The sequence below is a fragment of the Phenylobacterium koreense genome, from assembly GCF_040545335.1.
Classification (GTDB): domain Bacteria; phylum Pseudomonadota; class Alphaproteobacteria; order Caulobacterales; family Caulobacteraceae; genus Phenylobacterium; species Phenylobacterium koreense.
The window spans coordinates 448,300-474,038 of sequence record NZ_JBEPLU010000003.1 but is presented as its reverse complement, the minus strand read 5'-3'; the positions used below and the strand labels follow the sequence as shown (position 1 = coordinate 474,038).

General features: G+C 67.3%; 24 protein-coding genes and 1 tRNA gene. 9 read left to right on the top strand and 16 right to left on the bottom strand.

Translation table 11 applies throughout. The features are described from left to right. Positions 1-135: 135 nt before the first annotated feature. The 3 genes from ABID41_RS18265 to ABID41_RS18255 all read right to left on the bottom strand — a co-directional run bounded on the left by ABID41_RS18265 (position 136) and on the right by ABID41_RS18255 (position 3,313). Complete coding sequence (locus tag ABID41_RS18265; RefSeq protein ID WP_354298389.1) at positions 136-1,146, bottom strand: zinc-dependent alcohol dehydrogenase family protein; 1,011 nt, start codon at positions 1,144-1,146, stop codon at positions 136-138. Continuing rightward, on the bottom strand, positions 1,146-2,246 hold the full coding sequence (locus ABID41_RS18260) for a Gfo/Idh/MocA family protein (RefSeq protein ID WP_354298388.1): 1,101 nt from the start codon (positions 2,244-2,246) through the stop codon (positions 1,146-1,148). The genes ABID41_RS18265 and ABID41_RS18260 overlap by 1 nt, the downstream gene beginning before the upstream one ends. A 131-nt stretch (positions 2,247-2,377) precedes the next feature. After that, positions 2,378-3,313 carry an MBL fold metallo-hydrolase gene (locus ABID41_RS18255; RefSeq protein ID WP_354298387.1) on the bottom strand — a complete coding sequence of 312 codons (936 nt, stop codon included), beginning with the start codon at positions 3,311-3,313 and terminating at the stop codon, positions 2,378-2,380. Positions 3,314-3,522: 209 nt separating this feature from the next. Between ABID41_RS18255 and ABID41_RS18250 the strand changes: the two genes are divergently transcribed. Beyond that, complete coding sequence (locus ABID41_RS18250) at positions 3,523-4,377, top strand: sensor histidine kinase (protein ID WP_354298386.1); 855 nt, start codon at positions 3,523-3,525, stop codon at positions 4,375-4,377. A 71-nt stretch (positions 4,378-4,448) separates the two neighbouring features. Here the strand turns inward: ABID41_RS18250 and ABID41_RS18245 are convergent, their stop codons facing one another. After that, positions 4,449-5,420: an alpha/beta fold hydrolase gene (locus tag ABID41_RS18245; RefSeq protein WP_354298385.1), complete on the bottom strand. Its 972-nt coding sequence runs from the start codon at positions 5,418-5,420 to the stop codon at positions 4,449-4,451. Between the two features lie 542 nt (positions 5,421-5,962). Here ABID41_RS18245 and ABID41_RS18240 point away from each other — a divergent pair. The 3 genes from ABID41_RS18240 to ABID41_RS18230 all read left to right on the top strand — a co-directional run bounded on the left by ABID41_RS18240 (position 5,963) and on the right by ABID41_RS18230 (position 8,747). Beyond that, positions 5,963-6,265 (top strand): DsrE family protein, encoded by a 303-nt coding sequence (locus ABID41_RS18240; protein WP_354298384.1) that lies wholly within the window; start codon positions 5,963-5,965, stop codon positions 6,263-6,265. A gap of 218 nt (positions 6,266-6,483) precedes the next feature. After that, positions 6,484-7,401, top strand: coding sequence for an SDR family NAD(P)-dependent oxidoreductase (locus ABID41_RS18235; protein ID WP_354298383.1), 918 nt, complete (start codon positions 6,484-6,486; stop codon positions 7,399-7,401). 422 nt (positions 7,402-7,823) lie between these two features. After that, positions 7,824-8,747: a ParB N-terminal domain-containing protein gene (locus ABID41_RS18230; RefSeq protein WP_354298382.1), complete on the top strand. Its 924-nt coding sequence runs from the start codon at positions 7,824-7,826 to the stop codon at positions 8,745-8,747. A 357-nt stretch (positions 8,748-9,104) separates the two neighbouring features. On the opposite strand, the gene ABID41_RS18225 is transcribed toward ABID41_RS18230, so the two are convergent. Next, positions 9,105-9,181 (bottom strand) — tRNA-Arg (locus tag ABID41_RS18225). Positions 9,182-9,244: 63 nt separating this feature from the next. Between ABID41_RS18225 and dctA the strand changes: the two genes are divergently transcribed. From dctA to ABID41_RS18205, 4 genes are all read left to right on the top strand, one after another. Beyond that, positions 9,245-10,585, top strand: coding sequence for a C4-dicarboxylate transporter DctA (gene dctA / locus ABID41_RS18220; protein ID WP_331929307.1), 1,341 nt, complete (start codon positions 9,245-9,247; stop codon positions 10,583-10,585). A gap of 66 nt (positions 10,586-10,651) precedes the next feature. Continuing rightward, positions 10,652-11,797 (top strand): HWE histidine kinase domain-containing protein, encoded by a 1,146-nt coding sequence (locus tag ABID41_RS18215; RefSeq protein ID WP_354298381.1) that lies wholly within the window; start codon positions 10,652-10,654, stop codon positions 11,795-11,797. Next, positions 11,797-12,153, top strand: coding sequence for a response regulator (locus tag ABID41_RS18210; protein WP_331929311.1), 357 nt, complete (start codon positions 11,797-11,799; stop codon positions 12,151-12,153). Before ABID41_RS18215 ends, ABID41_RS18210 begins: the two co-directional genes overlap by 1 nt. A 29-nt stretch (positions 12,154-12,182) precedes the next feature. After that, entirely contained in the window at positions 12,183-12,986 is an 804-nt protein-coding gene (locus tag ABID41_RS18205; RefSeq protein ID WP_354298380.1) for a CAP domain-containing protein, read from the top strand. On the opposite strand, the gene ABID41_RS18200 is transcribed toward ABID41_RS18205, so the two are convergent. The 11 genes from ABID41_RS18200 to ABID41_RS18150 form a co-directional block, all read right to left on the bottom strand. Beyond that, on the bottom strand, positions 12,983-13,819 hold the full coding sequence (locus tag ABID41_RS18200) for an alpha/beta hydrolase family protein (RefSeq protein WP_354298379.1): 837 nt from the start codon (positions 13,817-13,819) through the stop codon (positions 12,983-12,985). The two genes, ABID41_RS18205 and ABID41_RS18200, sit on opposite strands and share 4 nt — an antisense overlap. Positions 13,820-13,892: 73 nt before the next feature. After that, on the bottom strand, positions 13,893-14,402 hold the full coding sequence (locus ABID41_RS18195; RefSeq protein WP_331931043.1) for a CarD family transcriptional regulator: 510 nt from the start codon (positions 14,400-14,402) through the stop codon (positions 13,893-13,895). Positions 14,403-14,676: 274 nt separating this feature from the next. Beyond that, positions 14,677-15,018, bottom strand: a complete 342-nt coding sequence (gene fdxA / locus ABID41_RS18190) for a ferredoxin FdxA (protein ID WP_331931045.1) — start codon at positions 15,016-15,018, stop codon at positions 14,677-14,679. A 167-nt stretch (positions 15,019-15,185) separates the two neighbouring features. Next, on the bottom strand, positions 15,186-15,956 hold the full coding sequence (locus tag ABID41_RS18185) for a pseudouridine synthase (protein ID WP_331931047.1): 771 nt from the start codon (positions 15,954-15,956) through the stop codon (positions 15,186-15,188). A 41-nt stretch (positions 15,957-15,997) separates the two neighbouring features. Next, positions 15,998-16,279, bottom strand: a complete 282-nt coding sequence (locus ABID41_RS18180) for an RNA-binding S4 domain-containing protein (protein ID WP_331931049.1) — start codon at positions 16,277-16,279, stop codon at positions 15,998-16,000. Continuing rightward, positions 16,276-18,807: a helicase-related protein gene (locus ABID41_RS18175; protein WP_435530037.1), complete on the bottom strand. Its 2,532-nt coding sequence runs from the start codon at positions 18,805-18,807 to the stop codon at positions 16,276-16,278. The genes ABID41_RS18180 and ABID41_RS18175 overlap by 4 nt, the downstream gene beginning before the upstream one ends. A gap of 198 nt (positions 18,808-19,005) precedes the next feature. After that, complete coding sequence (locus ABID41_RS18170) at positions 19,006-20,829, bottom strand: DUF885 domain-containing protein (protein WP_354298377.1); 1,824 nt, start codon at positions 20,827-20,829, stop codon at positions 19,006-19,008. Between the two features lie 85 nt (positions 20,830-20,914). Beyond that, positions 20,915-22,042: an ABC transporter permease gene (locus ABID41_RS18165; protein ID WP_354298376.1), complete on the bottom strand. Its 1,128-nt coding sequence runs from the start codon at positions 22,040-22,042 to the stop codon at positions 20,915-20,917. 82 nt (positions 22,043-22,124) lie between these two features. Further along, on the bottom strand, positions 22,125-23,042 hold the full coding sequence (locus ABID41_RS18160; protein ID WP_354298375.1) for an ABC transporter ATP-binding protein: 918 nt from the start codon (positions 23,040-23,042) through the stop codon (positions 22,125-22,127). Next, positions 23,039-24,013: an HlyD family secretion protein gene (locus tag ABID41_RS18155; RefSeq protein ID WP_354298374.1), complete on the bottom strand. Its 975-nt coding sequence runs from the start codon at positions 24,011-24,013 to the stop codon at positions 23,039-23,041. Before ABID41_RS18155 ends, ABID41_RS18160 begins: the two co-directional genes overlap by 4 nt. Continuing rightward, positions 24,013-24,645, bottom strand: coding sequence for a TetR/AcrR family transcriptional regulator (locus ABID41_RS18150; protein ID WP_331932401.1), 633 nt, complete (start codon positions 24,643-24,645; stop codon positions 24,013-24,015). The genes ABID41_RS18155 and ABID41_RS18150 overlap by 1 nt, the downstream gene beginning before the upstream one ends. 267 nt (positions 24,646-24,912) lie before the next feature. Between ABID41_RS18150 and ABID41_RS18145 the strand changes: the two genes are divergently transcribed. Then, a complete protein-coding gene (locus ABID41_RS18145) occupies positions 24,913-25,482 on the top strand; it encodes an OmpA family protein (RefSeq protein WP_331932402.1) in 570 nt (189 codons plus the stop codon). The last annotated feature ends 257 nt before the right edge of the window (positions 25,483-25,739 follow it).

The following is a 25,739-nucleotide window of genomic DNA, read 5'->3' as shown; positions in this document are numbered from 1 at the left end:
GCCGTCAGACAGGGGGAGGGGGCGGCTAAGCTGCATCTGAGCTCCGTTAGGCGTGTGCTTCGATGGGAGTAGCTTCGCGCTGGGGAGCGGCCAGGGCACGTGAGACCCAGTGAGGCGGCGTGAAACCCCAGGTGCTCAGTCCGACAAGTCGATAACGACTTTCCCGAACGGGCCGCGGCGCTGGTGGTCAAAGGCCAACGGAGCGTCGTCGAAGGCATAGACGCGATCGACGACCGGCTCGAGGCGGAGTTGGTCGACGGCCTGGACCAGATCCTGCAAAGCGCGTCGATGGCCCACGGCGATCGCCGCCAAGGTGACGCGCTTGAATAAGATCTCCAGCATCGGGGCCCGAAGCTCCGCATCGTCAAGCAGTCCGATCAACGAAATTCTCCCGCCGAGCTTCACGGCTGCCAGCGAGCGGCGGAGGTTGTCGCCCCCGGCCATCTCAAGAACATGGTCCGCGCCGAGACCTTCGGTGAGCTCGAGCACCACTTGTTCCCACTCCGGATTGGCGACCCGGTTGACGCCTGCGCTGGCGCCGAGGGCGATGGCGCGCTCCAGCTTCGTGTCGGATGTCGAGGTTACGATCACCCGGGCCCCGTGCGCGGCCGCCAGTTGGACGGCGAACATGGACACGCCGCCAGTTCCCTGCACCACGACCGTTTGACCCGCGCGTAGGCGGCCTTCCTCCACGAGCGCGAACCAGGCGGTCAGACCCGCGACAGGCAGGGTGCTGGCGGAAATGGCGCTCACCGTGGTCGGCGCCCTGACCAATTGCGCCGCCGGAACGACCACGAATTCCGCAAGCCTGCCGAGCACGGGCGCGCTGTTTGCATGGGCGGGCGGCGGGCCGTCAAACCATCCGATGTTGTCTACATCGATCACCGCCTCGCCGATCCTAAGGCACGTGACTCCCGACCCAAGTGCGACGACTTCGCCCGCCGCGTCCGAGCCCGGGACTATCGGCCCGGACGCTGGTGGAGGAATGGTCCCGTCCACCATCGCGACGTCCCGGTAGTTGAGCGCGACGGCGCGGACGCGGACCAGGGCCTCGCCCGGTCCGGGCGTCGGGACCGCCACCTGCGTTTGGCGAAACCGATCCAGTCCGGCAGGCAGGATTTGCCATTGCTTCATTGTCAAAGGCATCAGGACAAATCCTCTGAGCGGCCGGTGGCGGCGGCGCGCTCTACGGCGGCCAGCAGCCGATGGCGAAGGACGGCGTGGGTGAAGTCAGGGGCGGTGCTGTCGCCGGTGCGTAGGTCATGGACGATGGCGCGATAGGTCCGCAGAACATTGGCGCCCACGCCAGAGCCGGCGCGGCTCTCTGGTGTCGTCAGCGGTATGGGCGCGTATTCTTCGGCCTCTCCCCAAGCGCCGTGAAGCTCGAGGTCTGCGACCTGCAAGTTGCCGTTCTCCGCGGTGACGATCAGGTCGCCGAGCGTTCCGTTGACCTCCCACCGCAGGTTGGCGTCGTGGACGGGGCCGCCGCGATAGAGCGCGGTCAGCAGCGCGCCGCCCGTAAGCGTCCCGCTCACCGCGACGTGGTCGGGCGCGGTGGCGGCGAGAACCTCTCCAGTCTCCAGCACCGCCACATTGGGTCGCTGGACTGCGGTGCTGGCTGACAGGTGCTTCACTTCACCAAGCGCGAAGGCGAGGGCGTCTAGGGCGTGTATCAGAGGGACCGCCAGCAAACCCGCACCGGCTTCCTTCACCGTCGTGTAGGCGAAGGTCTGCGGGATCTTGTCGCCCCAGATCATTCCAGAACCAGAAAGGCATGTGGAAAGCACTTGGCCGAGCGCGCCACCGCTCACTAGCTCGCGCACTCGCTCAACCGCCGGCGCAAAGCGTCCTTGTAGCCCAATGAAGCTGCGTACGCCTGCTCGCGTGGCTCGCGCTGCGAGGTCCTCGGCTTCTTCCAGCGTCCGGCCCAACGGCCATTCGACAAAAACCGGCTTTCCCGCGTCGATCGCCGCAGCGGCCAATCTGTGATGATGCTCAACCTTTACTGCGATGACCACGAGGTCGACAGCGGGGTCTCGAATGAGCAGATCCGGGTCCGAATAGGCCGGGACGCCCAGGGCTGCGGCGGCCGCGGCGGCCGAAGCCGGGCTGCTAGTCGCCACGCCGGCGAGCGTAGTGTCAGGAAGGGTCGCGATCGCCGGCACGTGGGCCGCCATCGCCCAGCCAGGGTTCAAGGGACTTGCGCCGATCAAGCCGACGCCAATAGGTGCAAAAGCGTTCGTCACGTTAGACCTCCGCGGTCCGGAAGCAGGACCGATTGCAGGCAGGCAGGCGTGCGGCGCGGCCAGACAGCCGTCATGGTCCACGAAGACCGCCTCGAGAGGCCGCGCCAGGACTGGCGCGGCGTATCGCGCGGTCAGACCCCGCGGTAGACCAGGGCCGTGAAGAGCTCGCCGTTGATGATCGAGCCTCCCCACTTGCCGTCGTAGTCAGCGGTCGGCTTAGCGGCCTGGACTTCGGCAAGTGTCTTGCCTTGCGCCTTCAGCGAGGCCACACGACGACGGATTTCCACCAACATGTCGCGGAACGCCTTGAGGTCATCGCGGCTCGCCACCGGGCCGTGGCCGGGGATGATTATCGTCGCCGGTCCCGACATGGTGAGGTTCGCCTCGGCGGCGCGTATTGCACCGTCGATGCCGCCCCCGCCGACATAGTCGATGAACGGATAGACCCCGTTCCAAAGCGTGTCGCCAGTCACCAGCACGTTGGCGCGCTGGAAGTAGACCGAGAGGTCGCCGTCGGTGTGGCCGGGGTGATAAGGGCGAATACGCACGCGCTCATCGCCCATGGCGATAATCTTCTCAGCTGAAATCGTCTGGGCAGGCCGCGCGGCGGCCTCCACGGGGGTGAATGTGTGCTCCCACTCCACAACGCGGAGCGTCTGCTGGAGATGTTCGGCGGCGTTGCGCGCGGCGACTATCTCGGCTCCAGCCCGATGCACCCATGCGTTGCCATCCGTGTGGTCCCAGTGCCAATGGGTGTTCACCGCATAGCGGATCGGGCCCTTCGATAGTCCCGCAAGGGCGGCCTCGATCTTCGCCTGAGAGACCGCGATCCCGGTGTCGACGAGAAGCATCCCGTCGACGTCCGCAAGCACCCCGATATTGCCCCCTGAGCCCTCGAGCATGCTCACGCCGCCGCGTAGCGGGTAGACCGTGATCGGGGACGTGGCGGCGGCTTGGTTGATATCGCTGTAAGGGCTTGCCGAGGCCGGGCTCGGCGATGCGTAAGCTGTCAGTGCGATGGCGAGAAAGGTGGCCGGCGCTACGTGGCCCGCGCGTGAGACGTTCATGGTCGTATCCTTGATGACGGCTTGGAAGCGCTACGCCGTCAGCTAAGGCCGCCGGGGGCTGGCTAGCGAGGAAGAGCGCGTGAGCTGGCGAAAGACGTTGTGAGATCGTCCCAAGATTTGGACGTGGCGGCTGCGGCTACGCCATGGGGTGACAAGCTCCGCCTGTCTGCACGCCCTAGCCTGGCGGCCACCCTCTTTTGGAGCCCGCCATGATGTTCGAACCCCAAGGAGCGCCACGCAGGCGCCGCCAATCCGCCGACCGAGGCGCGTGGCGAGAAATTTCGCCAGTGATGGGGACCTCAGCCGATGGCGTCGTCTTTGGCCGTCTCGAGGCGCAGGTCGAGCCGGACGGCGTAGGTCTCGAGGCGGAACTCAATCGCGCGCATGACGAGGCTCGAAGACTGGCCTACCTCCTCGCGATTGCAGGCCATGATCTGCGCCAACCCCTCCAGGTCGTCCTGTTGGCGCTGGACCGCGTGGCGACGCAGGACGCGCGGACCGGCAGTCCCGACTGGCTAGCGATTGCGCGCGCCGAGGTGCGCAACTTGGCCGCCAGCCTCGCCGATCTCGCCCGCTCGGCGCGACTTTCGGAGCCTGAGCCGGTGCGGACCAGGCTGGGGGCGCTTTTGCGCGCTGCTACCAACGAATGGCGCCACCACGCGGCCGTAAAAGGCCTGCGCCTGGCTGTCGTCGACAGCAACTTATCGGTGATTGCCGACCCGAAGCTCCTGCTGACGGCTGTGCGCAACCTCATCGGCAACGCCGTGGGCCACACTCGGGCGGGCGGCGTTGTAGTGGGCGTTCGGCGACAGGCCGGCGGTTGCCGCATCGACATCGTCGATACGGGGCCGGGCCTGGACGTTGACGGCGTAGCCGCGTTGTTCGAACCGCACCGCCGGGGCGCCTCAGATATGGAGGGCCTGGGGCTTGGTCTCGCCATCGTCCGCGACTCCGCCGAACGGCTGGGCGTTCAAATTGGCCTCGCGAGCGCGCCGGGGCGCGGCGCACGATTCTCACTTACCCTCGCCGCCTCACGTCAGGGCCGGCACGCGCCCCGTCCCTAAAGGAATGGCGCCGGCGTTGCCGCCGGCGCCAGAGCTCGATGGTGCAATGCTAAGCTGCGACGGCGCCGCGCTCATGCACGACGAATGAAAGCCAGAATGTCCGCGTTGATCAGGTCGGCGTGGGTCGTGGCCATGCCGTGCGGAAGCCCGGGGTAGGTCTTCAGCAAGCCCTTCGACAGCAGCTTTGCCGACTTAAGAGCCGCGTCCTTATAGGGCACGACCTGATCGTCCTCCCCGTGCATCACCAAAACCGGGATGTCGATCTTCTTGAGATCGTCGGTGAAGTCAGTTTCTGAAAAAACCTTGATGCAGTCGTAGCCCGCCTTGACGCTGCCCATCATGCCCTGACGCCACCATTTGTTGATCAGTCCCTGACTGACCTTCGCCCCAGGCCTATTGAAGCCATAGAAGGGACCCGTAGGGATGTCGATGTAGAGCTGCGCGCGATCGGCCAGCAACGCCGTGCGATAACCGTCGAACACTTCAAGGGGCGTGCCCTCGGGATTAGTGGCCTTCTTGACCATCACCGGCGGGATGGCGCCGATCAGAACGCCCTTCGACGCCCGGTCGGTTCCGTGTCGCGCCAAGTAGCGAGTGACTTCGCCGCCGCCGGTCGAATGACCAATGTGAATGGCGTTTCGCAGGTCGAGCGCCCCTACCACGGCGCGCAGGTCGTCGGCGTAGGTGTCCATGTCATTGCCGCCCCACGTCTGACTCGATCGGCCGTGGCCCCGGCGGTCGTGAGCGACGACCCGGAAGCCTTGATCGGCGAAGAACATCATCTGGGCGTCCCAATCGTCAGAAGTCAGCGGCCAACCGTGGCTGAAAACGATGGGCTGGCCGGAGCCCCAGTCCTTGTAGAAGATCTGCGCTCCGTCCTTAGCGGCGACGAAACCAGATCCCTGTGAGGCTGGATCCTTCGCGGCCGGCCCGGCGCGCGCCGCGTCGGCGAGGGGGGCGGCGGCGGCCACAGCGGCGACCCCAACGCCGGAAGTCATGAGTCCACGACGCGAGGCGCCCTGAGGGCTGAGTTGAGGATCCATTGCTCACTCCTTGGGTGTGATCGGCCGGCGATGCGCCGGCGGATCTGGTCAGCAGGAGGTCCCTGCGCCACCAAGGTTGCGCCTTTCTCGCTGCCCCACGCCGTTAGGCGATGTGAGCGGATGTGAAGACGTGTCGACGTGCAATTCCACACGCCGCAGTCGGCGCCTGACAGGGCCACGCCGGGCGGGGGCGCGGCGCTCGCGACTACACGACGTCGCCGGTGCGCTGTCCCACTTCCGGCTGCAGGCTATTGGACCGGAACGGTTGGCTCTGAAGTCTATGCGGTGTTCCGAACTAAACGCCGTCGCTGCGATCGTGACGCCTCAGCAGTGTCGGGATTAGCCTTCTGCCCCGGCTTTTACCCTCGGCCTGTCGGTCGCCCGACGCGCCGCAGCGGCTTGGTGATCGGCTGAAACCCGCTTGCGTCCAAAGCGGCGAGGTCTCGTCCAAGCCCTGAGAAGTGTTCCCTGTGATGACAGCGAACACAACTGACCCGGCCTATAGGCGGGTCTGATCTGGCCCCGCCGAACGGAGTAGACCCTTGAAGAACCCTGCTTCCGCCCTGAACGTTGATCGCCCTGTGGTCCTCGACAGCGTAAGGTCCGTGCACAGCATCGGGGCGCTGCAGTTCGAGGGCGACCTTCCCGCAGCGATCTTTCACTACCGGCAACTGCTCGCCGAGCTTGCCGCACGCGGGGTCCAGGTTGAGCTTTGCGGCGCTACGGCGCGAGTGAACGGCTGGGGTAATTCCGATCTCCTCCCGGGCGTAATGATCAACACTGACGCCATGTCCCGCACCATCCAACTCGTGCAGCAGGGCTTCGTGAAGATCACCGAGGGATAGCATTGGACGTGCGGTGGAGGCCTGCGAGCCTGGGGCCGCGCGGTTGGAGAAACGCTACGGTCACCGGTCCGCCGCGGGTACACGGGAGCGATCTGACGGTGTTCGCCAGAACTGACATGTCGGGTCCGAGCGTCTCGGCGTGACAGGGCCGACCCTCCCGAAACGATCCACCCGCGCCGCTTTCGGCGCCCGCGGCCCGAGGTGCAAGGAGACGCGCCATGAACCATACTCTGATCACAACGCCTTTCGGCTTCACCTCAGCCGCCGCCGACGTCTTGGCCGGGGTCGACCTAACCGGCCGGCGAGCCATAGTCACCGGCGGCGCCTCTGGCATTGGCCTCGAAACGGCTCGAGCCTTGGCCGCAGCAGGCGCCGAGGTGACGCTTGCGGTGCGGAGGCCGGAAGCGGCTGGGTCAGCGATCGCTGAACTGAAAGCCTCTACGGGTAGTACCGCGATTTACGCAGCGTTTTTGGATCTCGCCCGGCTCGAAACAGTAACAGACTTTGTCGATAGGTGGCGCGGTCCGGTGGACATGTTGATCAACAACGCCGGCATCATGGCGCTGCCTGAACTCGAACGATCGCCTCAGGGCTGCGAACTGCAGTTCGCCACAAACTTTGTGGGCCATTTCGCCCTTGCGCTGGGCTTGCACGAGGCGCTGAAGAGCGCCGGTGACGCGCGGGTCGTATCGGTGAGCTCAAGCGCCAACCTGATGGGTCCGATGCAGTTCGACGATCCGCACTTTCGGTTCCTCACTTACGATCCATACTTGGCGTACGCTCAGTCAAAGACGGCGGCGATCCTGTTTGCTGTGGAAGCAGGGAGGCGTTGGGCGGCTGATGGGATTTGTGTGAACGCTTTAAACCCTGGCGCAATCGCCACTAATCTACAGCGCCACACTGGCGGTTTGCGGGCGCCGGTCGCATTGCGGAAGTCGCCCCCACAAGGCGCCGCCACGTCGGTCCTTTTGGCGGCTTCGCCGCACGTTGCGGGCGTTTCGGGACGCTATTTTGAAGACTGTAGTGAAGCATCCGTGCTCGACGCGCGCTCGGCCGACTTCCGCGGCGTCGCCCGCTACGCACTCGACGCCGAAAACGCCGCGCGCCTATGGGATTTGGCGTCCGATCTGCTTTGATGGCGTGCGCAAGTTGGTGCAAGTCATCCGTATGCAGACGAGCACTCGTCACTTGGCGCCGGGGCAGACCGCTCGTTCAGGGGGGCGCTGGCCGGCCACGGGCGTTCGCGTCGCATCGCAAGATCAACCCCGAGGCGCTATCCCGCGTCATTGGGCGGTTTGCGTAGCTTGGGGCCGGCGCCCGGCTGTGGCGCTGAGGTAGGCCGACAGCACTCAAAGCGTGTGCAACGGCCTATCAAGCTTGTAGCTGCCCCCAGCTACCATCCACCGACGTCGATGGTTCGGAAGCGTAAACCTATGCGGCGAACACAACTTGAATCACTGTGGGCGGCCCGCCTTGCTGTTGACTTGGAATTTGTGAAAGGGTCATAGAGCCAACGTCGCCGGGGTGGCAGGGCCCTGCGGTTTATCCAAGGATAAGCATGGCCGAAGGTAGCGCTCGCCTTCCCCCGATCGGTGAGGCCCATAAGGTCCCGGTCGAACTTCTCGACTTTGACCAGAACAATCCGCGCTTCGCGCCGGACAAGGAGCCTTCGAGCGGCAGCGACATTGCCGTCGTGGCTATGTTGGCAACCTCAGCGGACTTGGCCGAATTGGTCCAGTCAATCTCGACTGCAGGCTATATCAACATAGAGCCGTTGATCGTCATCGAGCGTGGTAACCGATTGGCGGTCCTAGAGGGAAACAGGCGGCTTGCCGCCGTGAAGGCCCTGAGAGATCCTGAGTTCGCCAAGGCGGCGCGAGTAACAATACCGCCGATCGCGCCTGAAAAGGCTGCAACACTGAACGAGCTTCTGGTCTACCGAGTGGCCCACGAAGATGACGCTCGAGATCTTATCGGTTTCAAACACATCAATGGGCCGCAGTCGTGGGACGCTTTTGCGAAGGCGCGATTTGCCGCCCGATGGCTTGAGGACGAGCAGAAGAAACCTGACCGCAGCGGCATGAATTTACAGCAGATCGCCAGCCGGATGGGCGATCAGCATATGACTATGCACCGAATGATTGCTGCTCTGCATGTGCTCATTCAGGCGGAGGAGAACGGCGTTTATGACATTGCAGACCGCAAGAAGAAGTCGTTCAGCTTTTCTCATCTGTACACCGGGCTTTCCTATGGGGAATTCACTAACTACCTCGGCATGTCTCGCCCAGACCGCAGCGCGGATCCGGACATCAATCCCGTACCCTCGGATCGCTTCGATGAACTGCGGAATCTGTTGACCTGGCTCTACGGCTCGAAGGATCGGGACATCGAACCAGCGGTGAAGAGTCAGAACCCGGACTTGGGTCGGCTGAGAGAAGTGCTGGCGTCTGCGCCGGCACCGCCGCAGAAGGGCTCGGCGTAGTAGCGGGGACCCTCCGGCAACGATGCCAGCCGACCCTGCAGATACTTGTAGAGAAACGCCTTGCCGCCCGGATAGCGAAACGGAGAGATCGAGCGCATCGTAGGGATGCCCTGGTCCGATGCCACTATGTGTCCTCGCAGCGATTGATCTACGGCCCGAGAGCCGGCCCCGCGCAGTTGCAAGCGACAGTATCACTGCGTCGCCCTCAAGGTCGACTACCCCGGCCGACGTTCCATAGCAGAAGCGCGATGGAGCACCGAGAGCTAGCCCTGGAGCGGCGGCGCGGCCCTCACCTCGATATATCTGACGGCCTTAAGTTGGAAATGGGTACGTCTTAAGTTGCAACGACAAGCCATCTGGCGGCCCGGGAGGGACTCGAACCCCCGACCTTCGCTTTAGGAAAGCGCTGCTCTATCCTGCTGAGCTACCGGGCCGACCGGCGGGGGTGATAGCGCAATGCCATTCATGTGGGAATGGCTGCGAGTGGGATCTTGCATATGGGTTTCTTGAGAGTCTTCCGCGTTCTCTACGTGCAGGTGCTTGTCGGCATCGCCCTGGGGATTGCGGTCGGGGCGCTGTGGCCGGACGTCGGGGTGGCGCTCAAGCCGCTGGGCGACGGCTTCATCAAGCTGATCAAGATGGCCGTGGCGCCGGTGATCTTCTGCACCGTGGTGGCCGGCATCGCGCGGATGGGGGACATCAAGGCCTTCGGACGGCTGGGCGCCAAGACCCTGATCTATTTCGAAGTCGTCTCCACCGTCGCCCTGGTCATCGGCCTGGTGGTCGGCAACCTGGTCAAGCCGGGCGCCGGCTTCAACGTCGATCCCGCCACCCTCGATCCCAGCATCACCGCTGGCTACGTCGAGAAGGCCGCGCACCATGAGGGCCTGGCCGACTACCTACTGAGCCTGATCCCCGACGCCTTCGTCGGCGCCTTCGCCGACGGCAACCTGCTGCAGGTCCTGGTGATCGCCATCGTCACCGGCTTCGCCTGCTCGCGCCTGGGCGCCTTCGGCGACAAGGTCGCCGGGGTGCTGGAGGACATCTCCAAGGTGTTCTTCTCGATCATCCAGGTGATCGTGAAGCTGGCCCCGATCGGGGCGTTCGGCGCCATGGGCTTCACCATCGGCAAGTACGGGCTGGCGGCGCTGTTGAAACTCGGTGCCCTGGTCGCCACCTTCTACGGCACCTCGCTGCTGTTCGTGCTGGTGGTCCTGGGGCTCATCGCCCTGGCGGGCGGGTTCTCGATCTTCAAGTTCCTCGCCTACATCCGCGAGGAGCTGCTGATCGTGCTGGGCACCTCCTCGTCGGAATCGGTGCTGCCGCAGATGATGGAGAAGATGCAGCGGCTGGGCGCGGGCAAGACCACCACCGGCCTGGTCATTCCCACCGGCTATTCGTTCAATCTCGACGGCACCAACATCTACATGACCCTGGCCACCCTGTTCCTCGCCCAGGCGACAAACACGGACCTGAGCCTGACCCAGGAGCTGACCCTTCTGGCGGTGGCCATGCTGACCTCGAAGGGCGCCAGCGGGGTGACCGGGGCCGGGTTCATCACCCTGGCGGCGACCCTGGCCGTGGCGCCGAACATTCCGATCGCGTCCTTGGCCCTGCTGGTCGGGGTGGACCGGTTCATGAGCGAGTGCCGCGCCCTGACCAATCTGGTGGGCAACGGCGTGGCGACATTAATCATCGCGCGCTGGGAGGGAGATCTTGATCGGGAGAAACTGGCGTTTGAACTGTCGAGAGGTCCGGATGTTCGGTCCGAGCAACAGCATTCCTCACACGATACCAAGGTTACCGGTGAATTATCTTCGGAAGCTGCCGCCGATTGACTTGCGTGACGCGGCGAGCCTAGGCAAAATTCTCCTGTAACGGGAATTTGGTCGCCAGGGTAGGCCATGTTGAGGGCGGTCGCGCAGGACGGGCTGGCGGAGTTGGATCCGCGGGGCGGCGTCTCCATGCTGCTGGAGATGATCGAGGCGCTGTCCGACGCGCGCACGGTGGTCGAGGTGGCTGCGGTGGTCCGCACCTTCGCCCGCCGCGTGTCCGGCGCCGACGGGGTCACCTTCGTTCTGCGGGACGGCGATGAGTGCCATTATCTGGAGGAGGACGCCATCGCGCCGCTCTGGAAGGGCCGCCGCTTCCCGATGGACCAGTGCATCTCCGGCTGGGTGATGCGCAACGGCCGCTCCGCGGTGATCCCGGACATCTATGCCGACCCGCGCACCCCGCAGGACGCCTACCGACCGACCTTCGTGAAGAGCATGGTGATGACGCCGGTGCGGCCGAAGGATCCGGTCGCGGCGATCGGCGCCTATTGGGCCCAGGTGCGCACGCCGAGCCAGGAGGAGATGGCGCGATTGCAGATCATGGCTCGGGCCACCGCCACTGCGCTGGTGAACGCCGAGATCTACGCCTCCCTGTCCGACGCCCTGGAGCGTCGGCAGTTCCTGCTGCGCGAGCTGGACCATCGCTGCAAGAACACCCTGGCCGCCGTGCAGTCGATCGCCGACCAGACCTTGCGGCGCGCGCCGTCGCCCCGTCGGTTCGTCGAGGCCTTCAACGGCAGGATCAGCGCGCTTTCCCGCGCCCATGAGCTGCTGACCAAGGGCGCCTGGGGCCATGCCGCCCTGAGCGAGGTGGTCGGCCAGGCGCTGACGCCCTTCTGCGGGGTAGGCGGCCTGCAGATCACGGTGTCCGGCCCGCCGGTCGCCCTGGCGCCGGAAACGGCGGTGGCGATGCACATGACGATCCACGAACTGGCGGTGAACGCCACCAAGTACGGGGCGCTGAGCGTCGAGGGCGGCCGCCTCGACGTCGCATGGCAGATCGACGCTGCGGGCGACGGCCCTGGCTTCCTGGAGTTCCGCTGGGAGGAGGGCGGCGGTCCCCCGGTCAGGGCGCCCGGGAAGCGCGGCTTCGGCTCGCGGCTGATCGAGGGCCTGGCCAAGGAACTGGGCGGGGAGGCCGAGGTGGCTTTCGAGCAGGAGGGGCTGCGGTTTCGCCTGCGCGCCCCGCTCTCCTCGCGGATGACGTTACGCTGATGCTTCGGGTCATCCTGGTGGAAGACGAGCCGCTGGTGGCGATGATGATGGAGGACCTGCTGACTGACCTCGGCTGCGAGATCGTCGGCTCGTTCGGCTCCCTGGCGGCGGCCATGGCCTGGATGGAAGCGCCGCCGGTGCGGATCGACGGCGCCCTGCTGGACGTCAACCTCGGCGGCGGCGAGACCGCGTTCCCGGTGGCCGAGGCGCTGCATCGGCGCGGCGTGCCCTTCGCCTTCGCCACCGGCTACGGCGCATTGCCCAGCGACAGCTATCCAGAGACTCCGTTAATCCATAAGCCAGTAGACTTGGAACAGCTCCTGCCGGTGGTTCAGGCTTTCGCCGCTGCGGCCTGAGCGCGGTTTGGCGGGCTTTCGGGATCTGGATGGGCGCTGAGGAGCTTTCGCGTCGGGCCTTTCTGGCGGTGGGCGTGTCCAGCCTCGCGGCGTTTCCCGCCGCGGCTTCGGCCGTGCCGGAGGCCCAGTGGCTGGGCTATGAGACGCGCCTGCGCGACCGTCTGGCGGACGGCGGGGGCGGCGCCTTCGCGCAGGATGTCGCCCAGGAAATCCTGATCCTGACCAACGGCGCTCGGGCGCGGGCCGGCGCGCGCGCCTGCGCCTGGAGCCCGGAATTGGCCAGGGTGGCCAGCGCCCACGCCGCAGACCTGGCCGAGCGCGCCTATATCGGCCACCTCACGCCCGAGGGATTCGGCCCCAGCCATCGGGTGGCGATCCTGGCCCGGAGGATGATCGGCTCGGCCAGCGAGAACATCGCCTTCCGGGAAACCGACCGCGGGTCGGGCGCGCAGGACGTGCTGGACATCTGGCGGGCGAGCCCGTCGCACTGGAGCACCCTGGTCGATCCCAGCCATGCCTGCGCCGGCTACGGCGTCGTCGTACGGGGAGACCGGCTCTTCGCCGTAGGCCTCTATGCGACGCCGGGCGGCGAGCTGGCGGCGCCCTTGCCCTTCCGACTGTCGCACGAGGCCGAGCTGGCCGCCGCGGTCATGCGAGCCTCGCCGCACTTCGATGGCTTCTCGGTGGTCGATCCGGCCGGAGGCGCCGGCTGGCGCCTCCCGGTCGCGCCGGGCCAGGTTCTCGTGCCGGGCGTCTACCAACTGCGTCCCAGGCTCAGGCTCGACGCGCGCCGCTACGAGGTCCTTTCCGGGCCGATCTTCGTCAAGGTCTAGGCAAGCAGCCGCGCAAGGCGCGCGTAGATGTCGGGCCAGACGGCAGATGTGGGGTCGATGAGCTCGAAATGGCCTGCGCCCGCGAAATCTACAACCTCGACCTCGTCCCCGGCCTTGCGGGCCGCCGCGCCATAGTCCGCGCCGAACCGGCTCGGGACGATGTAGTCGAGCGCGCCTGAAACCACGACCTGCCGCGCGCCGATTGGCAGCAGGCTGGGCGGCGAAGTGTCGGCATAGACTTCGCCATCCCTCCGCCCGGCCCCGACCAGGGCGTCGATCACGCCCGGGCCGCCGCACTCGTCTGGGCCGCTCGCATGATAGGCGGCCAGGTCGATGATGCCGGCCAGGGCCACGGCGCCGCGCGCGAGCAGGGGATCGGCCGACCACAAGGGGCTGGTCTTCGCAAGCCGCGCTCGCGCTAGGGCCCACACCGCCAGATGGCCGCCAGCCGAGTGGCCGCAAAGCACGGCGCGGGTGATGTCCACGGGATGGCGCTGGGCGAGCGTCCGCAGATGGTCGAGGCCGGCGGCGATATCGAGGAAGGTTCCCGGGTAGCCGCCGCCTTCATGGCCGAGACGCCGATATTCGATGTTCCAGACCGCAAGGCCGCGCCGCGCCAGATCCTCGGCGGCGTAGTCCATGAGTTCCAGGCCAGGCAGGTCGGCGCGCCAGCATCCGCCGTGGATCATCGCGACCGTCGGATGCGGACCCGGCCCCTCAGGCAGCCACAGCTCGCCGAACTGCAGCGGGTCGGGGCCGTAGGCGATCCTGACGCTCGCCTGCGCCCGCGGGCGGGCCAGCAGGTCGGCGAAGCCTATGGGCGCGGTGCTCATGGATGCTCCGGATGCCAAAACGCCCGGCGGTGAGGCCGGGCGTCCAGGACTTGTCGGTTTGCGGAAGGCGCCCTTAGGCGGCCGCCGCCTTCACCAGGCTCTTGTTGAGGATGGTGATGGCTGCTTCGCGGTCGATGCGTTCGATCGCGGCGACTTCCCGGGCCATGCGGTCCAGGGCCGATTCATAGAGCTGGCGCTCCGAATAGGACTGCTCTGGCTGGTTCTCGGCGCGGTGCAGGTCGCGGACGACCTCGGCGATCGAGATCAGGTCGCCGGAATTGATCTTGGCTTCGTATTCCTGGGCGCGGCGCGACCACATGGTGCGCTTCACGCGGGCGCGGCCCTTCAGGGTGGTGAGGGCCTGGCTGACCACGTTGCCCTCGGCCAGCGAGCGCAGGCCGGCGGTGCGGGCCTTGGCGGTCGGGACGCGGAGGGTCATCTTCTCGTGGTCGAAGGTGATGACGTAGACTTCGAGCGAATAGCCAGCGACTTCCTGGGTCTCGATCCCCTGAATCTGGCCCACGCCATGAGCCGGATAGACGACGTGATCGCCGACAGAGAATTCCAGTCCGCTCTTGCTCATTCGCTCAAGTCCTTTCGAGTCAACCGTCCCTTTTCGAGGCGTTAACCGGTTCCACACAGGACAAAAAACTCACCCTCCGCAAAACTGCGCGGCGTGATAAACCTGTCGGAACGGATTAGACCTTTGGGACACCCTTCGCCGGGTACGGCGGATCATGGGCCGGAACGGCTCTTCTGAAGAAAAATGAAGCGGCCGGCTGTCGCCAACGCCACAACAGCAGTCACAATAGCATAAAAATCAGCCGAGAGAAAGGCTTGCGGCGATGTGGCGCGGCTCAGGAGCCGCGACCAGGCTTCTCGCTGAAGTACTTTTCGAACTTTCCGGTCTCGCGTTCGAACTCCTCACGGTCGGCGGGCGGTTCGCCCTTCACCGTGATGTTCGGCCAGACCTTGGAGTACTCGGTATTGATCCGCAGCCACTTGGAATCGGCCTCGTCCTCGGTGTCCGGCTTGATGGCGTCGACCGGGCATTCCGGCTCGCAGACGCCGCAGTCGATGCATTCGTCCGGATTGATGACCAGGGTGTTCTCGCCCTCGTAGAAGCAGTCGACGGGACACACCTCCACGCAGTCCATGAACTTACATTTGATGCATGGATCCATGACGATGTAGGTCATCGCGACTTGCAAGCTCCGGGCACACTGATCGGGCGGCGGTTTTTCCGGCCCTGGACCTCCAAAGTCAATGCCTGGGCCGCACAAGTTATCTGGAAGCGTCGATAGTACGCATCCGCCTCCCCCCAAAATCCCTTCCACGCTGGTGGGAGAAGGGGATCGGCCGGCGTCTAGGGGCGGGAAGCCTTGATCAGCGACTCGCGCTCCTCGGGCGTCAGCGGGCGCCAGCGGCCTTCGGGCAGTTCGCCGAGCTGCAGCGGTCCGATGCGGACGCGGTAGAGGTCGACCACGTGCAGGCCGACCGCCTCGGCCATCCGGCGAATCTGGCGGTTGCGGCCTTCCTTCAAGACGAAACGGAGCTGCTGGTCGCCGACCAGGGTCACCTTAGCGGGCCTCAGCTTCCGGCCGTCCAGGCTGATGCCATGGCGCAGCATGCCGAGCTTGGCGTCCGTGATCTTGCCGGTGACTTTGACGAGGTACTCCTTGTCGAGCTCGGATTCCGGCCCGATGATCGCCTTGGCCAGCACGCCGTCCTCCGAGAGGATCAACAGCCCGCGGGAATCCATGTCCAGCCGCCCCACTGGCGCCAGCTTGTTCTCGAACCCGGGAATGGCGGGGCTCTCGCCCCAGAGCGCGTCCTTGGTCAGCAGCCGCACCGCCGGGACCTGCTTGGGCTCCGGCTGGCCCGAAACCACGCCTACCGGCTTGTGGATCACCACGCTGAGGCTGGTCTCCAGCAGGGTCTGGGCGCTGTCGTTGAGCACCAGGGTCTGGCCCGGCTCGATCTTGCGGCCGGCGTCGTCGACCCGCTGGCCGTCGATGAACACCAGGCCCTTGGCGATCAGGGCCTCGGCCTCGCGCCGCGAGCAGACGCCGCTCTGGGCGAGCCACTTGTTGACGCGCTGGGGTTCGGGATCGTCGTAGCGGCGGGTCCAGGCCATGCGCCTCTACTAGGCCGGAGCGGCCGCTGGGCCAAGCTGCGTCAGGCGGCGTCCAGCGGGGTGTAGAGCAGTCGCGCCTCGGTCGCCGGCCCGCGCCGCTCGCCAAGCGACTCCACCGCCACCGCGATCAGCTTGCCGCCGACTGCGAAGACCAGCCTGTCGCCGACCTTCACCGGCCGGGCGCACTTGTCGATCCGGGTCTCGGCGCCGCCACGGGTCAGGCGCACCTTGCCCTCGTCGAGGAACTTCGCCGCCATGGAGCGGGTCTTGAAGAACCTGGCGCGCCACAGCCAGACGTCGGCCCTGCAGGCGTCCTCGCTCATGGCTGGGCCTTGGCGCGGACGGGCTTGCGCTTACGCCGCGGCCGGCGCTGCGGAGGCGGCGCTTCCTTCAGCGTCGCGAGGGCTGCGAACGGCGAGTGCGGCGAAGGCCTGGCCGCGGGCTGAGCCTTGGGCTTTTCGCCGCGGCGGCGCCAGACCACCGGCTCGCCGGGCCCCGCCTTGCTGATGGGGGCGAAGCCCAGGGCGCGCATGATGTCCCTGGCCTCGGCTTCGCTCCAGCCCAGCTCCTCGCGGGCCTGGTCCGACAGCAGGCCCGGCTTGGCCGCGGCGCGGAGCAGGGCGTCCAGGCGTTCGAGCGTCTCAACCGGAATGGCGTGGCGGCCGACCGCGCGCAGGCCGAAGGCGGCGAGCGTCGTCGGCGGCGGCGGCGGTTCGGCCAGGCGGCCGGCGCTCGGGCGTCCCTGGCCAGGGGCGAAGCCCTGGGCGAACGCGAGCGAGGCGGGCTTCAGGAGGCCCGGCATGTAGAGGCTGAAGGCGCCCAGGCGCACCCCCAGCGATTTCAGGGTCCGCCGCTCGACCTGGCTCAGGGCCTTGGCCTCGGCGCGGACGAGGCCGCGGTCGAGGACGCCGCCGGCCTCCAGCAGGCGATAGGCGATGCCGCGGGCCAGGCCCTTGATCCTGCCCGACGAGATGGCGCTCTCGAGCTTGCGCAAGGGGGCGAGCCGGCGCGCGGCCTCCGAAGCCAGGAAGGCCTCCAGCCGCCGGGCGGCGCGTTCGCGGGCCGCGCCTGGGCCAAGCTCCCCATAGAGCCGCACCCGCGGAGCGAAGGGCGTCCCGCCGGCGACGGCGCCCGCGGCCTCTCCCCGCCACAGCACCACCCCATCGGGGGTGAAGGCGAAGGCCTCGTCCGGCTCGGCGGCGAGTTGGCCCAGTCGCTTGGTGATCTCGGGGCCGACGGCGGTGACCGCGGCGGCGCGCAGGGCCTTTTCCTCCAGCACGCTGGCCCCTTGCGCCGGCTGGAACGCGACGCCCTGCAGCTTGCCGACATACTGCCCCTCAACGGTCACCGCGCCATCGGCGGCGACGCCGGCCAGCATGTCGGCGCGGATGTGCAGCGCGCGCATCAGCACGCTGGTCCGGCGGTCCACGAAGCGGGCCATCAGCTTCTCGTGAAGGGTGTCGGAGAGCCGGTCCTCCAGCAGTCGGGTCTTGCCCTGCCAGCCGCCGGGATCGGCCAGCCAGTCGGGCCGGTTGGCGACATAGGCCAGGGTCCGCACGCTGGCGAGGCGCGCGGCCAGGGTGTCGATCTCGCCGTCCGTACGGTCCAGGTGGCGGTACTGACCGGCGATCCAGTCCTCGGGCACCTTGCGGTCGCGGCTGGTCAGCCAGCCGAAGAACTCGCGGATCAGCCGGATGTGCTCCTCGCCGGAGGTCTTGCGGAAGTCCGGCGTCTGGCAGACGTCCCACAGCCGCGTCAGGGCGGCGCGGTCGCGGGCGCAGCGATCGATCACCTCGGGCTCGTCGGCCACCGCGCGCAGGGTCTTCTCGTCCAGGGCCTCGGCTGAAAGCTTCAGCCCAGGCTGGGCGGGCGGCGCGGCCAGGGAGCGCTGCAGGGCGGCCAGCGAGCCGAAGTCGAGGGCCGCGTTGCGCCACTCGGCCGCGGCGATGGGCTCGAAGTGGTGCTCCTCGACAGCCTCGATCAGGTCGGCGTCCATGTCCTCGCACTCGCCGGTGACCCCGAAGGTCCCGTCGCGGGTGAAGCGTCCGGCGCGTCCGGCGATCTGGCCCACCTCGGCCGGGTGGAGGAAGCGGGTGCGCTTGCCGTCGAACTTGCGCAGGCCCGCGAAGGCCACGTGGTCGACGTCCATGTTGAGGCCCATGCCGATGGCGTCGGTGGCCACCAGGAAGTCGACCTCGCCCGACTGGTAGAGCGCCACCTGGGCGTTGCGGGTGCGTGGGCTGAGCGAGCCCATCACCACGGCCGCCCCGCCGCGCTGGCGGCGGATCAGCTCGGCGATGGCGTAGACCTGATCGGCCGAGAACGCGACCACGGCCGAACGCCGCGGCAGGCGGGTGAGCTTCTTGGGCCCGGAATAGGTGAGGCGCGAGAACCGTTCGCGGGTGACGATCTCGGCGTCGGGCAGGAGGCGGCGCACCAGCGGCGCCATGGTCCCGGCGCCCATGAACATGGTCTCGAACCGGCCGCGGGCGTGCAGCAGCCGGTGGGTGAAGACGTGGCCGCGCTCGGGGTCGGCGCAGAGCTGGATTTCGTCGACGGCCAGGAACTCGACCTGGCGCGATAGGGGCATGGCCTCGACCGTGCAGACGAAATACTGAGCCCGCGCCGGGACGATCTTCTCCTCGCCGGTGATCAGGGCGACGCAGGAGGCGCCGCGCAGCTTGACGATCCGGTCGTAGATCTCGCGCGCGAGCAGGCGCAGCGGCAGGCCGATCATGCCGCTGGCGTGGCCCAGCATCCGCTCGACGGCCAGGTGGGTCTTGCCTGTATTGGTCGGCCCCAGCACCGCCACCAAACGTGGTGGCCCAGCGTCCGACATGCGCGCGCTCATGTCTTCAAGGTGGGGCGGGAATCACGCGGCGGCAAGCGCGGCGACCGCGGCAAGATGCTCCCTGCGGCGCAGCGGTGTCGCATAGGCCTTCGCTCTTGCTTGGATCGTCATCCCCGGCCGCGTGAGCGTGCCGGGGATTCATATGCGTGAGCGCTTCTTGGCGATCTTGGGCGTCCCCGCCAGGGAGAGGAAAGGGCGCTACCTCGCCGAGGCGATGTAGTTGTCGACAACCGCGTCCAGCACCGTCAGCGGCGTGCCGCCGGACAGCAGGCCGGCGTCGTGGAACTTGCGGATGTCGAACTTGCGGCCCAGCGCTTTCTTCGCGCGCTCGCGGCCCTCCAGCCAGGTGATCTTGCCGACCATGTAGCTGCAGGCCTGGCCCGGCCAGACGCAGTAGCGCTCGACCTCGGTGATGGCCACGGTCTCGGCGTCGCCGATGTTGTCGACGTAGTACTTCACCGCGTCCTCACGGCTCCAGCGCTTGGCGTGCATGCCGGAGTCGACCACCAGGCGGACGGCCCGGAACATGGCGTCGTGCAGCATGCCGATGTGGCCGAGCAGGTCGTTGTCGTACATGCCCATCTCGACGGCGAGCTGCTCGGCGTAGAGCGCCCAGCCCTCGCTGTAGCCGGAGAAGCCGATCACCTTGCGGATCAGGGGCAGGTCGCCGGCCTCGTTGTTGAGGGCGAGCTGCAGGTGGTGGCCCGGAATCCCCTCGTGATAGGTGAGGGTCGGCAGGGTCCAGGCGGGGACCTCGGCGGTGTCGCGCAGGTTGATCCAGTAGATGCCGGGGCGCGAGCCGTCCAGGCTGGGCGAGAAGTAGTAGCCGCCCGGCGCGCCGGCCTCGATGGCCGGGGGCACGCGGCGGATCTCCAGCGGCGCCTTGGGAAGCTGGCCGAACCACTGGGGCAGCTTGGCGGTGACCACCTTCACCTGCTCGTTCAGGTGGGCCAGCAGCTCTTCCTTGCCCTTGTCGGTGTTGGGATAGACCTGCTTCGGATCGGTGGCCATGGCGCGGTAGCGCTGGCCCACCGTGCCCTTGGTGTAGCCGGCCTTCTTCATCAGCACGTCGGCCTCGGCGCCCAGGCTGCGGACCAGGTCGAGGCCGGTCTTGTGGACCTCCTCGGGCGTGATGTTCGAGGTCGTGTAGTTGCGCAGGCCCAGGCGGTAATATTCCTCGCCGTCAGGCAGGCGCCAGCAGCCGGCGTCATGCACGGCCTTGGGGCGCAGGCTCTCCAGCAGCGCGACCTGGCGGGCGAGCGCCGGGCGGACCTTGTCGGCATAGAGCCCCTCGGCCTGGCCGGCCCAGTCGCCGGCGATCTTCTTCTCGGCGGTGCGGCGCACCAGGCTGGCCACCACTGGCGCCTTGGCCGGCTCGTAGGCCATGAAGGCCTTCATCTGGGTGAGGGCCTTGTCGATCACGAAGTCGGGCGGGACGACGCCCAGGGCCACGTCGTGGCGGGCGACCTCGACCTCCTGGTCCATCAGCCGGCCGAAGGCCTCGACGCGGGAGAGATAGGCGTCGGCGTCGTCCTTGGTCTCGATGCTGTGCTGGGTGTCCAGGAAGTCCGGCATCTGCTGATAGGCGCCGGTGAGCTGCGAGAGCACATAGGGCGAGTTCGCCCCTTGGCCGCCGTACTGAAACTTGCGGTTGGCCTCGTCCTGCACCGACAGCACGAAGTCGACGGTGTCGTAATTCACCGCGTCCATGCCCTTGAGCTGCTTGCGGTCGATGGCGCGCAGTTCGGCCAGGTCGCGGCTGGTGTTGGCTTTGTTTTCAGCCAGGGCGGTGAGGGAGAAATCCGACAGCTCCGACTTCGTCCAGGCGAGGTCGCCCTTGTCCAGGCCAAGGGACGAGGGCAGTTCCGGCGTGCGCCGGAAGGTCTGGGCGATGGACTTGTCGAAGAAAGCGTACATCTTCGCCGCCTCGCCGGTCGGGGTGGCGGCGCCGGCCAGCCTGGGCGCGGCGGCGGCCGCGGCGAAGGCGGCGGCGGTGGTCAGAAGTTGTCGGCGGTTCTGCATAGGACTGAGCTCCCCCCATTCTTACGGTCGTAACAACGGGGCAGGTGTTACACCCAAGCTGACACGGAGCGCTCGTTAATTCGCGCTAATCCAGGGTGCGACGGTAGCGCGCCATGGCCAGGGCGGTGACCACGCAGACGAAGACCGCCAGCGCGACGAGTTCGCGCCACATGTCCTCCAGGTCCTGGCCCTTGAGCAGGGCGCCGCGGACCACGCGCAGGAAGTGGGTCACCGGCACCACCTCTCCGATGGCCTGGGCCCAGGCGGGCATGCCCCTGAACGGGAACATGAAGCCCGACAGGAGGATCGAGGGCAGGATGTAGAAGACGCTCATCTGCATGGCCTGGAGCTGCGTCCGCGCCACGGTCGACATCAGGAAGCCCAGGGCCAGCGAGCCGACGATGAACAGCGCCACACCGATCGAGAGCCCCAGCCAGCCGCCCAGCATCGGGACGTCGAACAAGAGGCGGGCGATGACCAGGATGATCACCGTCTGGACGAGCCCCACCGCCACATAGGGTGCGAGTTTGCCGACCATGACCTCGATCGGCTCGACCGGCGTCGCCAGCAGGCTCTCCATGGTGCCGCGTTCGGCCTCGCGGGTCACCGAGAGCGCGGTCATCATCACCAGGGTCATCGACAATATGATGCCCAGCAGCCCCGGGACGATGTTGTAGGCGGTGACAGCTTCGGGGTTGTAGCGGCGGTGAACGATCACCTCGAAAGGCTGGGCGGGGCTCAGGGTGGCGAGCGCGCCCTTCAGGTCGTCGGCCAGGGCCTGGGTCGGCAGGGCGGCCAGGGCGGCGACCGCCGGACCGGTGGCCGATGGGTCGGCGGCGTCCACCTCGACCAGCATTTGGGCATTGTCGCCACGCGCCACCCGGCGGGTGAAGTCGCCCGGGATGGTGACGGCGAACTGCACCTCGCCGCGGCGGACCAGGTCGTCCAGCTCGGCCGGGGTGCGCGCCTGGGCCACGAGGTCGAAATAGGCGCTGTTGGCCAGGGCCGCCGTGACCGAGCGCGCGAAGACGCTGTTCTCCTGGGCCAGGATCGCCGTCGGCAGGTGGCGCGGCTCGGAATTGATCGCGTAGCCGAAGAGCAGCAGTTGCACGACCGGGATGGCCAGCATCATCGCGTAGGTCAGGCGGTCGCGGGTGAGCTGCTTGAACTCCTTGAGCATCACCGCAAGGATCCGGGTCGCCGCGCCGCTCATCGCGCCTTGCTCCCGGCGGGGCGCCGCAGGACGGGCGCGGAGAGGGCTTGTCCTCCGAAGCTGGGCCAGGAGCGAACGAGGATCATCGGTAATTGTCCTCCGAGGTCTCCATCAGGCGGATGAAGACGTCCTCGAGGCTGGGGGCGACCTCGGCCCAGCGGTAGGGCGCGCGGCGATAGGGGGCGAGGGCGGCCTCCAGGGCCGCTCGATCGGTTCCCGAGACGTGCAGGGCCTGGCCGAAGGGCGCAGCCGTCAGCACGCCGGGCAGGGCGCCGATCTCGCCGGCCAGGCGGTCAAGGCCCGGGCCTTCGCCGTTGAAAGTGATGAGCTGGGTCCTGGCGATCACCTCCTCGGCCGTGCCGCGGGCGATCAGCCGGCCATAGCTGATATAGGCGATCTCATGGCAGCGCTCGGCCTCGTCCATATAGTGGGTGGAGACCAGCACGGTCAGGCCTTCGGCGGAGAGGGCGTGGATCTCATCCCAGAAGGTGCGGCGGGCCTTGGGGTCGACCCCGGCGGTCGGCTCGTCCAGCAGCAGCAGGCGCGGCTCGTGCAGCGTGGCGGTGGCGAGCGCCAGGCGCTGCTTCCAGCCCCCGGAAAGCGCGCCGGCGAGCTGGCGGCGGCGCTGGGCCAGGCCCAGCCGCTCCAGCGCCTGGTCCACCCGCTGCTTGCGGCGGTCGAGGCCGTGGACGCGGGCCGAGAACTGCAAGTTCTCCTCGATGGTCAGGTCCTCGTAGAGCGAGAACTTCTGGGTCATGTAGCCGGCCCGGCGCTTGATCTGGCTGGCCTGGGTGATGATGTCGAGGCCAAGCGCCGTACCCTCGCCGCTGTCGGGGGTCAGCAGGCCGCAGAGCAGGCGCAGGGTCGTGGTCTTGCCCGACCCGTTGGGGCCGAGGAAGCCACAGATCTTGCCTTCCTCGACCTGCAGCGAGACGTCCTGCACGACGCGCTTGTCGCCGAAGCTCTTGTTCAGCCCGCGCACGTCGATGGCCAGGCTCATCTGCGCGGCTCCAGTGGCTCGACGTCGACGGGCTGGCCGGGATTGAGCCGGGCCGAGGGCATGGCCTCGACCATGAACACCAGTCGGTCGCGGGTCTCGCGGCTGTAGATGACCGGCGGGGTGAATTCGGGCCGGGGGCTGATGAAGTTGATCCTGGCGGTCAGGCCAGCGGCGCAGCCGGTGCAGGAGAACTTCACCTGATCGCCGACCTTGTAGGCCGCCAGCGCGGTCTCGGGCACGAAGAAGCGAAGGCGGACCCGGTCGTCCGGCAGCAGGGCGAGGATCGGCTGGTTGGCGCCGGCCCATTCCCCCTGCTGGAAGAAGACGTCCTCCACCAGCGCCGCACCGGGGGCCAGGGGCGCGATATCCGACAGCCGCGCCTGGGCCGCGCCGAGGGCGGCGCCGGCCTGGCTGACCCGGCTGTCGGCGGCGCGGATCTGGTCCTCGCGCGCGCCGAGGGCGGCGGCCTGCCGCTGCTTCCGGGCCGCGGCCAGTTGGGCGACGGCGCCGTCATAGCTGGCCTGGGCGTCGTCCAGCCGGGCCTTGGCGTAGTAGCCCTGCTGAACCAGCGGCCGCACCCGCCGCAGGATGGCGGCGGCGTCGCGCACCGCGGCCTCGGCGGCGGCGACATTGGCGTCGAAGACCGCCAGTTCCACCGGCCTTTGCCCCTTGCGGGCGTCGGCGGCCTGGGCCTGGGCGGCGGCGACTTCGGCTTGAGCCTGGTCGCGCTGGCCGCGGAGCTGGGCGGGATCGACGACGAACAACCTCTGGCCGGCGGTCACCCGGTCGCCGCGCTGGACCAGCACCTCGTCCACCCGGCCGGCGACGGGCGAGGCAAGGTAGAGCGGCTCGCCCTCAACATAACCCGACAGCGCCGGCGAGCGGCCGAGCCTGGGGGCGAGCCAGAGCACGGCGGCCAGGACGAGCGCGGCCAGCAACAGGCCGGCGACCAGCAGGCGCTGAGGCTTCACTAGGCGGTCTCCGGCTGGGCGACCCCGGCGAGCCAGAGCTCGACGTGCTGTTTGGCGAGGGCGCGGATGTCGAGGGCGGCGGCGCCGACCGGGACGAAGGTCTCCTTCCAGAGGACCCCGACCAGCAACGGCGAGATCAACGAGATGGCGAATTGGCGGGGATCGCCGGGCCGGATTTCACCCCTCGCCTGGGCGGCGGCGATGGCCGAGGTCATGGCCGCGAGGGCTGGCGCGACCAGCGTGTCGTGCCAGGCGCGAGCCAGTTCCGGGAAGTTCCGCGACTCCCCGATGACCACCTTGATGATCCCGCCGATTTTTGTCGTCGCCAGGGGTTGCGAAATTGTCACAGTCAGGTCGCGCAACAGCGGGGGCAGGGGGACTCCTTCGGCGAGATTCCGGATGGTTTGCAGGTTGGGCGCGAACCCCTGCTCGACCACGGCGCGGAAGATCTCCTCCTTGGTCGCGAAGTAGAGATAGACCGCGCCCTTGGAGACCCCGGCGCGGGCGGCGATGTCCTCCAGCCGCGCGGCGGAGAAGCCTTTTTCGACAAAGACTTCGAGGGCGGCGGCGATGATCTCGTCTGGCCGATCGGCCTTGCGACGGCGGAACTTCGGAGCGCCTGCGGAGGGCATGGCGAGCCTCGAAAATAACTGACTGGACAGTTATTAATAGGCATATCGATGTTCTGCAAGCGGGGCTTTGCGGCCGAGCTTCAAAATTGAGGAAATTTTGCGGCGCCGTTTAGCGTCACCGATGCGACGCATAGCCGCCGCAACCATCGCCTTAGCTCCTCGTTGGAGCGGTTGCCTGCCCGCTTCACGTGGGAAAACCCCTTGGAAACCCAGGGTTTTGAAATGTCCAGGTTTCAACATTGAGGCGACGGGAGAGGTCGTAAGAAGATGATCGGTACGAAGACTCGCGGGGTGGTGCTGAGCGCTCTGGCTTTGGGGGCTCTGGGCCTCGGGGGCTGCGCCACCAAGAAGTACGTGAACGAGCAGGTCGGCATCGTCGACAGCAAGGTCGCGAACCATGAGACCCGCCTGGGCGAACTGGACACCACGTCGCGCGAAGCGCTCGAGCGCGCCACCGCCGCCGGCAAGCTGGCCGAGGGCAAGTTCCTCTACTCGGTGGTGATGTCGGACGACGCGCTGAAGTTCCCGCTGAACAAGGCGACCCTTTCGCCGGAGGCCGAAGAGCGCCTGAACGCCTTCGCCGAACAGCTCAAGGGCGAGAACAAGAACGTCTACGTCGAGGTGCAAGGCCACACCGACGCCACGGGCACGCCGGAAGGCAACATGCGCCTGGGCGCCGAGCGGGCCGAAGCCGTCCGCCGTTACCTCAACAAGCATGGCGTCGCGCTGAACCGCATGGCGACCATCTCGTACGGTGAAGACGAGCCGGTGGCTCCGAACGACACGCGCGAAGGCCGTACGGCCAACCGCCGCGTCGTGCTGGTGGTCCTGTCCTAGGGTGTTGGAGCGCGTTCGAGCGGCGAAACCGCTACACTTTCGCCTAACGCGCTCTAAGGGCTTGGCGCGGGAAGCTCCGAGAGGGGCTTCCCGTCCTCGCTCAACGAACATGTTCGGGTTTTCGGAACTGCCGGGAACGCGGGCGAAACAAACCGGGTCCGAATCAGCGACTCGCGCCGATTCAGCCTTTGTTCCCTACAAGCTATTGTATCTGAAGGCCCCGGAGCCACAATCCATCCAAGCCCGCGGGCAGGGGT